The 9,947-nt window shown below is 61.1% G+C and carries 9 protein-coding genes and 1 riboswitch; all 9 genes read right to left on the bottom strand.

Features of this window, described 5'->3' with window-relative positions; genetic code table 11:
• Window positions 1-82: 82 nt before the first annotated feature.
• Entirely contained in the window at window positions 83-1,366 is a 1,284-nt protein-coding gene (locus DW233_RS09730; protein ID WP_118267975.1) for an aminotransferase class III-fold pyridoxal phosphate-dependent enzyme, read from the bottom strand.
• 69 nt (window positions 1,367-1,435) lie between these two features.
• Window positions 1,436-2,416 carry an acetylglutamate kinase gene (argB, locus tag DW233_RS09725; protein ID WP_118267973.1) on the bottom strand — a complete coding sequence of 327 codons (981 nt, stop codon included), beginning with the start codon at window positions 2,414-2,416 and terminating at the stop codon, window positions 1,436-1,438.
• An 81-nt stretch (window positions 2,417-2,497) separates the two neighbouring features.
• Entirely contained in the window at window positions 2,498-3,766 is a 1,269-nt protein-coding gene (gene argJ, locus DW233_RS09720; protein WP_199411034.1) for a bifunctional glutamate N-acetyltransferase/amino-acid acetyltransferase ArgJ, read from the bottom strand.
• Between the two features lie 134 nt (window positions 3,767-3,900).
• Complete coding sequence (gene argC, locus DW233_RS09715) at window positions 3,901-4,971, bottom strand: N-acetyl-gamma-glutamyl-phosphate reductase (protein WP_117637583.1); 1,071 nt, start codon at window positions 4,969-4,971, stop codon at window positions 3,901-3,903.
• A 257-nt stretch (window positions 4,972-5,228) separates the two neighbouring features.
• Window positions 5,229-5,639, bottom strand: coding sequence for a pyridoxamine 5'-phosphate oxidase family protein (locus DW233_RS09710; protein WP_117637582.1), 411 nt, complete (start codon window positions 5,637-5,639; stop codon window positions 5,229-5,231).
• Window positions 5,640-5,690: 51 nt separating this feature from the next.
• Entirely contained in the window at window positions 5,691-6,137 is a 447-nt protein-coding gene (locus DW233_RS09705) for a pyridoxamine 5'-phosphate oxidase family protein (RefSeq protein ID WP_118267971.1), read from the bottom strand.
• Window positions 6,138-6,167: 30 nt separating this feature from the next.
• Window positions 6,168-6,968 carry an energy-coupling factor transporter transmembrane protein EcfT gene (locus tag DW233_RS09700; protein WP_117736909.1) on the bottom strand — a complete coding sequence of 267 codons (801 nt, stop codon included), beginning with the start codon at window positions 6,966-6,968 and terminating at the stop codon, window positions 6,168-6,170.
• The gene (locus tag DW233_RS09695; RefSeq protein WP_117736910.1) at window positions 6,968-8,872 is read right to left on the bottom strand and encodes an energy-coupling factor transporter ATPase; all 1,905 of its coding nucleotides are present in this window, start codon (window positions 8,870-8,872) and stop codon (window positions 6,968-6,970) included. The genes DW233_RS09700 and DW233_RS09695 overlap by 1 nt, the downstream gene beginning before the upstream one ends.
• Window positions 8,869-9,459: an ECF transporter S component gene (locus DW233_RS09690; RefSeq protein ID WP_117563816.1), complete on the bottom strand. Its 591-nt coding sequence runs from the start codon at window positions 9,457-9,459 to the stop codon at window positions 8,869-8,871. The genes DW233_RS09695 and DW233_RS09690 overlap by 4 nt, the downstream gene beginning before the upstream one ends.
• Window positions 9,460-9,464: 5 nt before the next feature.
• A riboswitch (FMN riboswitch) is annotated at window positions 9,465-9,657 on the bottom strand.
• Window positions 9,658-9,947 lie beyond the last annotated feature (290 nt).

Below are 9,947 nucleotides of genomic sequence, written 5' to 3'. Positions count from 1 at the left end.
AGGCGGGGCATTCCCCGCCTCTTACACCACATCTCTGCGCGCTACCTCCGGAACCCGGTCCAAATTATGTTATTGCGCCGCGTTAGCCCAAGACACCCGCCAGGATCTCGATCAGACTGTCCACGTCGGCTTCCTCGCAGACGAGCGGCGGCAAGAAACGCAGCGTATGGGCACCCGTAGCGTTAATCACGGCACCAGCCCCCAATGCACGGGCCACAACGTCGTGTGCATCACCCACAGTATCGTCCAGATCGCAGCCGAGCATCAAGCCGCGGCCACGCACCTCGGTCACGTTCGGCAGCTTGGCGAGCTTTGCCTCCATATAGGCGCCTACCTTGGCAACATGGTCGGCATAATCGCCGTGCACGAGCGCGGAGAGCGTCGCGGCACACGCCGCGATGGCCAAGCAGCTACCGCCAAAGGTCGAGCCGTGGTCGCCCGGCTTAAACACGTCGGCAATCTCCTTCTTTGCCACGACGGCACCCATGGGCACGCCATCAGCAATGCCCTTGGCAAGGCTCATGATGTCGGGTTCCACGCCATAGGTTTGGAATGCAAACGGCTTGCCGGAGCGGAAGATGCCGCACTGGACCTCGTCGGCGATAAGCACGGCGCCCACTTCGTGTGCCAGGTCGCGCGCTGCCGCCATAAACTCCTCGGTCATGGGGTGCACACCGCTCTCGCCCTGAATCGGCTCGAGCATCACGGCACAAATTTCGCCCCCCAGCTGTTTAAAGATCGCACGCAGTTCATCGATATCGTTGGGCGTGCAGGCCACAAAGCCACCCGGCAGCGGGCGGAAACTATCCTGCAGCCAATCCTGCATGGTGGCGGCAATGGTCTCGAGCGTACGGCCGTGGAAGCCGCCGCGCATGCACACGATAGTGTTGCCGCCGTTACCGGCACGTTTGGCGTACAGGCGCGCGAGCTTCATCGAGCCCTCGTTGGCCTCAGCGCCGGAGTTGGCAAAGAAGGTCTCCCACACCTGCTCGTCCGCAGCCGGGGCACCAAGAGCAGCTGCCGTGATCTCATCGCCGGCGGCAATGGCATCGGCAAGCACGCGCGCACCATCTACGTCGTCGTTAGCAAGCTTGGACAGCAGCGCCGCGACCTGTCCGCGCTGCTCAATGTAGAAGTAATTGGAGACATGCATGAGCTTTTTGGTCTGTGCCTCGAGCGCCGAGAGCACGGCCGGGTCACCATGACCTAGGCTGCACACGCCGATGCCGGCAAGAAAGTCGAGGTACTCACGGCCATCGTCGCCGGTGAGCTTCATGCCGTGGCCCTCGACAAACTCGACCGGAGAGCGGCCAAAGGTATGCATAACGTAATGGGATTCAAGCGATTGCTGAGCTGCAAGTGACATGGGATGCCTTTCGTTGAGCGCCGGATAGCGCAGGCCTATGGGTGCAGGAATGGGGCGGCTGCGGGTCAGTTAGACCGTCTGAAGCTTCTCGACCTCGTCGAGGTTCTCGGCCAGACGCGCCGCAAAGGTCGAAAGCGGATGCGGATGCGTATCGAACTCGTAGGCCGTCTCGGTGGAATGGATCACGGTGCCGACGCCGGCATCGGTCAGCAGCTCCAGCAGCAGCGAATGCGGCGTGGTGCCGTTGATGATGTGGGCACGAAATACGCCGCCGGCAAGCGCATCGACGGCCGCGCGCAGCTTGGGAATCATGCCCTTATCGACCTCGCCGCCGTAGAGCATCTCATTGACCTCGTCGAGCGTCAGGTTGGAGATAAGTGAATCCTTATCGTTAAAGTCCTTGTACAGGCCGTCGACGTCGGTCAAAAAGATCGCCTTGTGCGCGTGGAGCGCTGCCGCAACGGCACCGGCGGCGGTATCGGCATTGATGTTGAAGAAACCGCCGTCCTCCCCCGCCGCGACGGTAGCGATGACGGGGATGTACTCGCTATCGAGTAAGCGCTCGATATAGTCGGTGTTAACGTGCGTCACTTTGCCCACGCGACCGAGCTCGGGGTCGAGCGGCTCGGCGATGAGCGTGCCAGCATCGCTGCCCGACACGCCCACGGCCAGGTTGCCGTGGTGGTTGATGGCGACAACCAGCTCCTGGTTAACCTTGCCGCCCAGCACCTCGCGCACGATATCCATAGTCGCCGGCGTGGTCACGCGCTGGCCGTTCTTAAACTCGACGGGGATGTCATAGTGGCTCAGCGCCTCGTTGATAGCCTTGCCGCCGCCATGCACGATAACGGGGCGCATGCCGATGATCTTAAGCAGGACGATGTCGCTCATCACGTCGCGACGCAGCTGCTCGTCGACCATGGCGGCTCCGCCATATTTGATAACAACCGTCTTGCCGGTCAGGTTCTTAATCCACGGCAGCGCTTCGAACAGCAGCTGCGCGGTTGCTTCGTTGGATTCGCTCGAACGACAATCGCGTGCGAATTTCATAGTCTGCCTCGTCTTTCGTATCGTTATCGCGCCGTGCTCCGCTGTCCGCAATCGCGGCAAGATGCGCAGCGTGCCTGGAATCTAGGAACGGTAGTCGCCGTTGATGGAGATGTACTCATGCGTGAGGTCGCAGGTCCACACGGTCGTTGCCGCGTCGCCTGCGCCCAGGTCGGCCGAGATCACGATCTCGGGCGCCTCAAAACGTCGTAGAGCCTCGTCCTCGTCAAAGGGAACAGTCAGACCGTCGCGACAGACAGGCATGCCCATCATGTCGATGGAAACGTCTTCCTGATTAAACTTCACGCCGCACTTGCCAAGCGCCATGGCAACGCGGCCCCAGTTGCAGTCGTGGCCGGCGATGCAGGTCTTAACGAGCGGCGAGTTGGCAACGGCACGGGCGGCGATATCGGCCTCCTCGTTGTTAGCGGCGCCGGTAACGTTGACCGTAACAAGCTTGGATGCGCCCTCACCATCGGCGGCGATATTGCGCGCCAGGCTCTCGCACACCTCGTGCACGGCAAATGCCAACTCGTCAAAGGCATTGGAGCCCTCAACGATAGGCTCGGCATCTGCGGCAGCGGCGCCGGAGGCAAGCATGATGCAGGTGTCGTTGGTCGAGGTGTCGGAATCGACCGTTACCTTGTTAAAGGTCTGCTTGACGGTCGAGAGCAGCAGGGCATGAAGTGCCGCAGGCTCGACGGGGGCATCGGTGGTGATAACTGCGATCATGGTGGCCATGTTGGGCATGATCATACCCGAGCCCTTGCACATTCCGCCTACCGTATAGACATTGCCCGCATGACCCGCAGCCTCACTGACGTAGGATACGGCGTACTCCTTGGAGTGCGTGTCGGTCGTCATGATGGCGCGAGCGGCATCGGCGCCACCGTGGGCGGAGAGCGCCTCGTAGGCAGCAGGAATGGCGGTCTCAAACGTGTCGATCGACAGAATCTGGCCAATCACACCCGTGGAGGCAACCAGAATCTGCTGGGGCTCGCAGCCGATGACCTGCGAGGCGATGTTGCACGTCTCGCGCGCGCATGCAAGGCCGGTCTCACCCGTGGCGGCGTTGGCATTGCCAGAGTTGACCGAAATGCCGGCGATGATACCGTACCCCTTGTCGGTACCGCCCAGGTTGGCACGGCTCACCTGCACGGGCGCCGCGCAAAAGCGATTGGTGGTAAACACGCCAGCACCGGGACAGGGTTTATCGGGCACGACGAGCGCGTAATCCAGACGCTCGGGGTTCTTGCGGAACCCAGCGTGGATGCCTGCAGCCTTAAAACCAGCCGCAGCCGTAACGCCACCCTCGACGGCGCGAATCTTGATATCAAACAGCTCGGTATTCATCGTCTTTATGACTCCTTATGTCAAACAAAAAACGGACATCGGTTGGTGCGCCATGCCAGTCGTGATCATGAAACCAGCTTAAGAGTGGCGCCCCACTCGATGCCCGACTACCAAATCGTTAACAATCGAATGTGCTACACCGGGCACGCCACTGTGGGCAAGCCTCGTCGCTCGTCAAAGCCAAAGACGATATTGGCGCACTGGACCGCTTGGCCCGCAGCGCCCTTGCACAGATTGTCGATGGCGCCCGTCGCCACCAGCACGCCCGCGCGCTTGTTGAGCGCGAGGCCAATCTGGGCAGCGTTGGTGCCGACGACCGAAGCCGTCTTGGGCTGCTGGCCGGCATCGAGCACGCGCACAAAGGTGCGACCGGCGTAGAACTGCTTGTAATGGTCGACAACGTCCTCAAGGGTCAAGGTATCGATAGCCTGCGGCGCGAGCGGCAGCGTCACCGTGGAGAGCAGACCGCGCTTGAGCGGTGCCAGGTGCGGGGTAAAGACGACGCGATCGGTCAGGCCAAGGATTTGCTCAATCTCGGGCGTGTGGCGATGCTTGCCCACGCCGTAGGCCTCCAAGTTCTCGTCGGCGCTGCAAAAATGGGTGCGGGCGTTGCAGGACTTACCGGCGCCCGTCACGCCGCTAATGGCATCGACAATCACGGGACCGTTCTCGGCCACCCAGCCCGCGCGCACGGCGGGCGCGGCGGCAAGGCTCGTTGCGGTGGGATAGCAACCGGCGCAGGCGACCAGCACGGGTTTGCCGTCGGCATGGTCGGATGCGGCGGTCTCCAAGTCCTGGCAGAACAGCTCGGGCAGACCGAAGGCACGGGTCTTGAGCAGCTCGGGGCTCGTATGCTCGGCGGCATACCAAGCCTCAAAAACGGACGCGTCGTTCAGACGGTAGTCGGCCGAAAGATCAAAGCAGGAGACGCCCGATGCAAGCAGCGCGGGCACCTGTGCCATGGCAGCCGTGTGCGGCACGGCCAAAAAGACCGCGTCGCAGTTCTTGAGCTCAGGGGCATCATGCGTCGTAAAGACAAGATCGCTTACGCCGGTGAAGCTCGGGTGCACCGCAGACAACGGCTGGCCGGCATCGGCGTTGGACGTAATGGCAGCAAGTTCAAACTCGGGATGACCGAGGACGAGGCGAATGAGCTCGGCTCCGGCATATCCAGCCGCGCCGACGATTCCAACCTTCAAAGACATATCAGACTCCTTGTCTGCGATTTATGCACCGATGCGCATTTCGCAGCGGTCGTTATGAAGTGGGTTGAAACTTTAGCACCAAAAGATGCATTAATACGTAAATGGCTTGCATATTCATGCATTGAAACATTCCCGACACATTCGCTTGAAGGAATTGACAAATGGAGCGGGCCCCGTATTGACCGGCGCTCCTAACGGCGCCGAGCAATACGGGGCCCGCCCATGCGAAAACCAAGTTGTTAGGATGAGCCAGCTGGCTAGAGCTCGACCGGCACCCATTCGTCGTGATTGCAGATAAAAGCCTCGGGATCCTCGACGCTAAAGAAGACGAGCGTGGGGTCGTTAGGCCCCTCATAGTGCTCGCCCAGGCGCTCTAGATGCTTCCACCCAGCTTCGCGCATTTCGCCTAAAGCCCGGTCATCCAAGCCGGCACGCCCGCGCAAGATGAGCCAGCCATGGCCCGGCCACCAACTCGTGGCCTCAAAGCGCTGGTTTTGCAGCAGCTCTTGCCACACATCTTTGGTGCGCGCTGTTACAAACCACAGCTTGCCGTCCTGGATCTGCGCAAACGAAAACGGACGCACATGAGGCTGTCCGTCAACGCTCGTCGCCAAATACCATGCCGGCACCGACGTCAGATACTCCAACACCGTATTCAATCCGTCCATGTGTCCTCCTGGCGCTAGCTAATTCGAAACGGGTAGTTAATTTGAGACGCGCTAGAGCTCCAGGCGCTCCTCGCTGCCGTCGATATCACAGAAGCGCGCGGCAATGTTGCGGACCGAAAAGAAAGCAAGGCGGCCGTCGTTGGCACTCTCGTGTTCCTCGCCGATGCCCACCATGTGCTTAAAACCCGCTTGACGCACCTTGTCGCTCGCAACTGCGTCGTCCTCAAGTGCGGCTTCGCCGGTCAATACGATCCAGCATTCCCCCGGCTTCCAGCCCGAGAGCTCAAACTTGGGATTCGCACTCAGCTCCGCCCACACATCCTTGTCGCGCGACGTGCAAAACCACAGCTTACCTTCATCGACCATGGCAAACGAAAACGGCCTCACGCGAGGCTGATGCCCGTCGGTCACATCGGTCGTGGCCAGATACCACGCCGGAATGCGCCTGAGATACGAGCAGGCGCGCTCAAGCTGAGCTGTGCGGTCGTTGTCGGTCATAGGGACCCCTTTCTTGCGCTCGAATCGCGCCTAAACAAGTTGAAGGTTGACGACGATGACACACGCAAACAGCAGCATCGTCACCACCGCAGCCAGCGCATCCCCGCGGCGAAATGCAAGCGCATGCAGACGCGTGCGGCCCTGCTCGCCGTGATAGCAGCGTGCATCCATGGCGGCAGACAGCGTCTCGGCATGACGGAACACGCCCGTGAACAGTGGAATCGCCACACTGCCGAGCATACGCACGCCGCCGAGCGGGCCACCCGTTACGCGTGCACCGCGGCTTGCCTGCGCGTCCGCCGTCTGCTTCATCTCGGTGGCAAACTGCGGCATAAAGCGCAACGCGATGCCCATGATCATGCCGAGCTCATGCGCCGGAAGCCCCACGCGCGCAAACGGTGCGAGCAGACGCTCAAAGCCCGCGGTGAGGTCGAGCGTCGGTGTGGTGAGCGTAATGGCGCTCATGCCGGCCATCATCAGAGTCAGGCGACACGCCATAAAGGCGGCAGAACGCAGTGAGCCCTCGCTTATCTGCAGAAAGCCGAGCTGCCACAGGATGCGCCCACTCTGATCGGTAAACAAGTTGAGCACCGCGACCACGACGACGATTGCCAGCAGCGGCGCCATCGACGACAGAACGCGACGAGCCGGCACCCGGGACACGACATAGATCAGCACAACGAAAATTGCGACAGGGGCCAATCCGCGGAAGCCGCCGACGGTCAGCGTCGTGATCAAAAACACAAAGCCCAGGAGCAGCTTGGTGCGCGGATCCAGGCGATGGATCGCGCTATCGTTCGGATAGTAGCTGCCAAACGAAAACGCCTCCATCAGCAACCCTCCTCTCGCGCGACCGTTTCGGATTTGGCCTTGTCCGAGACGTTAGAAGAACCGCCTGAGCGACCGATCGGCAAATCTGCCAACTCGTCGGCCAACGACTCAACCGTATAGAGCCCGCCGCGACGCAGCGGCACGCCCGCTTCCGCGAGCGCCAACACCATGCGCTGGGCAGCGGGAACACCCAAGCCGATTGATTTAAGCTCATCCGCATGCGCAAAAACCTGAGCGGGCGTGCCCTCAGCAAACACCGCGCCCTCGTTCATCACGACAATACGATCGCAGCAATTGGCAAGGTCATCCATACTGTGTGAGACCATGACGACGGTCAGGCCCCCATGGTGAAGTCGATCGATGAGCTCCAGGAAATCACTGCGCGCCGCCGGATCGAGCCCCGCCATGGGCTCATCGAGTACCAGGACCTCGGGCTCCATGGCAAGCACGCCGGCAAACGCCACGCGCCGCTGTTGGCCACCCGAAAGCTCAAAGGGACTCTTGTCGCCCACCGTGGCCAAGTCGAGGCCCACGCGCGCGAGCGATGACTCAACGCGGCGCGCGACCTCGGCCTGCGACAAGCCAAGGTTGTGCGGGCCAAACGCCACGTCCTGCGTCACGGTTTCGGCAAACAGCTGACGCTCGGGATATTGAAACACCACGCCGACCTTGGCCTTAACCGCGGCGGCATCTTTCTTGTTTGCCAGGTCGAGCCCCAACGCGTAAACGGAACCCTCCTGGGGGCGAATCAAACCGTTGAGATGCTGGACCAGCGTCGACTTACCCGAACCGGTATGACCTGCTAAGCCCAGGAACTCGCCGCGACGCACCGTCAGCGATACATCGCGCAGCGCCCACGGGCTGCTGGGGTCGTTTCCCCAGAGAGCCTGTTTGCTCGATTTGCCCGCAACGGCCGAGCGCTTATGCCAGCGGCGACGCTCGCGCGGACTGAGCGAATAACTGTACGAAACATGGGATAGCTCGATGACGGGCTCCGACGCGTTGCCCTCGTTGTCTACCGGAACAGTGCCGTCAGCGATTTCCAACTGGGACGCGGAAGGCCGCCCTGCGGTGTCTTCCCCACTCCGGTCGGCATATACCTGCGCAATCTCGGCGACCATATCCGCCTCGCGCACCTGCGCATGAACGGGCACGCCCTTCGCACGAAGCGCCGTGCCCAAGCAGCACGACGCCGGCATATCCAGGTTGAGCTCCGCGAGCTCATCTGCCCGCGTCAGAATCTCCTCGGGCGTACCGAGCATGGCAACGCGCCCCGTCCGAAATACCGCGACACGATCGGCCTCGGCGGCCTCTTCCATAAAGTGCGTAATCATCACGATGGTCATGCCGCGATCGTGCAACGCGTGGCAAGCCTTCATGAGGCCCTTGCGTCCACGCGGATCGAGCATCGAAGAAGCCTCGTCCAAGATGAGCACGCGCGGTTCCATGGCGAGCACACCGGCAAGCGCCACGCGCTGCTTTTGGCCACCCGAGAGCGCGTGGGTCTCGTGGCGCTCAAAGCCCACCAGGCCCACGCCCTTCAGCGCCTCCCGTACACGCTGTGCTATTTGTGCCGATGGCACGCCAAGGTTTTCGGGACCAAACGCAATGTCATCTTCGACAAGCGTTGCCACCAGCTGGTCGTCGGGATTCTGGAATACCATGCCCGCGGTCGAACGAATGTCGTAGACCAGCTCGGGGTCGGACGCATCCATGCCGTTGATGCGTACCGTGCCCGCATCGGGCTGCAACAGCGCATTCAGATGCTTGGCAAACGTCGACTTGCCCGACCCATTGCCACCGAGGATGCAGAAAAACTCCCCGTCCTCGATGTTCAGATCGACACCGTCGAGTGCCGACACGGCACCGTCATAGCTAAAGGAAACGCCCCGACACTCAATCATGCGCGGCCTTTGACCTGGTCCTTTTTAGGCGTGATGAGGTTGGAGACCGCCTTGTACACTGCAAGCGTCAATACCGAGTTAAGCACGGTCTTGATAAGGTTGAACGGCAGCACGGCAGGAATCATGAGCGGGGCGATCACATCGACCGAGCCATACCAGAACCATACGCCAATGGTAAGGTTAGCGACCATAGACAGCGCCGTAGCGGCAATGACACCGAACACTAGGCCAATCACGGCACCCTTATAGGTATGCATCTTCTGGTACACGATAGCCGCGGGCAGAATGTAGCCCAGCGTGGCAACCAGGTTCATAAGCGCGCCGACCCAGTCACCCGTGGTGAGCGCATGGATAACGATCGCCATAGCGGCAACAGCGGTACCGGCACCGGGGCCATACGCAAACCCGCACACCATCGCCGGCACCAGCGACGGGTCATACGTCAAAAACGGCGCCGAGGGAAGGATGGGCAGCTGCACATACATAAACAGTGCTCCCAAGGCGCACATCAACGCCATAGTAACGAGCTGTTTGGTGCTCCACCTATTCGTGTTCTCAAAATGGATATGCTGCGACTGTTCAGACATAAGATCACCTGCCTCTTTCATCCGGACTCTAACCGTTGGTACTGGGATCTCACCAGTTCAGCCGGCATGCGAACCAACACATGCACGGGTCGCGGACTCATCGGCTCGGTCGCAGGCACTTTACCTGCGCCGCGGCGTCCCTTTGACACCGCCCGATTTACCACCAGTGGGGAATTTCACCCCGCCCTGAAACAGCAATTGCAAGTGTAGCACGAGCAATCGTTCGCGCAAGTATGCCGAGGGTAATTTATGGCGGGGATCAGTTGCCGCAACAACCACGTTCCCCCCCCCATCCCAAAGTAGTGCGCCTTTCGCGGCAAAGCCGCGAAACAGCGACCGGGACACGTATCCCCATCAGCCACGATCTCCGCCCACGCCGACCTCAAGGCCGTAAACGCAGGGAATCCGGGGGCGTGACGGGGGCTTCTCTCCGGAACATTCCGCAGGACGCAAAGAGGCTCCGCAGCGCGAAGCGCGATGCGGAGCCT

This window comes from Collinsella sp. AM20-15AC (assembly GCF_003471405.1).
Classification (GTDB): Bacteria; Actinomycetota; Coriobacteriia; order Coriobacteriales; family Coriobacteriaceae; genus Collinsella.
Note: the sequence above shows the minus strand (reverse complement) of the source record. Positions and strands in the feature narration are given on the sequence as shown.

Bases quoted from the DNA above. Each gene is read 5' to 3' on its own strand.
- DW233_RS09705 (WP_118267971.1), bottom strand. From the start codon at position 6,137: ATGACCGACAACGACCGCACAGCTCAGCTTGAGCGCGCCTGCTCGTAT.
- DW233_RS09695 (WP_117736910.1), bottom strand. From the start codon at position 8,872: ATGATTGAGTGTCGGGGCGTTTCCTTTAGCTATGACGGTGCCGTGTCG.
- argJ (WP_199411034.1), bottom strand. From the start codon at position 3,766: ATGAATACCGAGCTGTTTGATATCAAGATTCGCGCCGTCGAGGGTGGC.
- DW233_RS09730 (WP_118267975.1), bottom strand. From the start codon at position 1,366: ATGTCACTTGCAGCTCAGCAATCGCTTGAATCCCATTACGTTATGCAT.
- DW233_RS09690 (WP_117563816.1), bottom strand. From the start codon at position 9,459: ATGTCTGAACAGTCGCAGCATATCCATTTTGAGAACACGAATAGGTGG.
- DW233_RS09700 (WP_117736909.1), bottom strand. From the start codon at position 6,968: ATGGAGGCGTTTTCGTTTGGCAGCTACTATCCGAACGATAGCGCGATC.
- argB (WP_118267973.1), bottom strand. From the start codon at position 2,416: ATGAAATTCGCACGCGATTGTCGTTCGAGCGAATCCAACGAAGCAACC.
- DW233_RS09710 (WP_117637582.1), bottom strand. From the start codon at position 5,639: ATGGACGGATTGAATACGGTGTTGGAGTATCTGACGTCGGTGCCGGCA.
- argC (WP_117637583.1), bottom strand. From the start codon at position 4,971: ATGTCTTTGAAGGTTGGAATCGTCGGCGCGGCTGGATATGCCGGAGCC.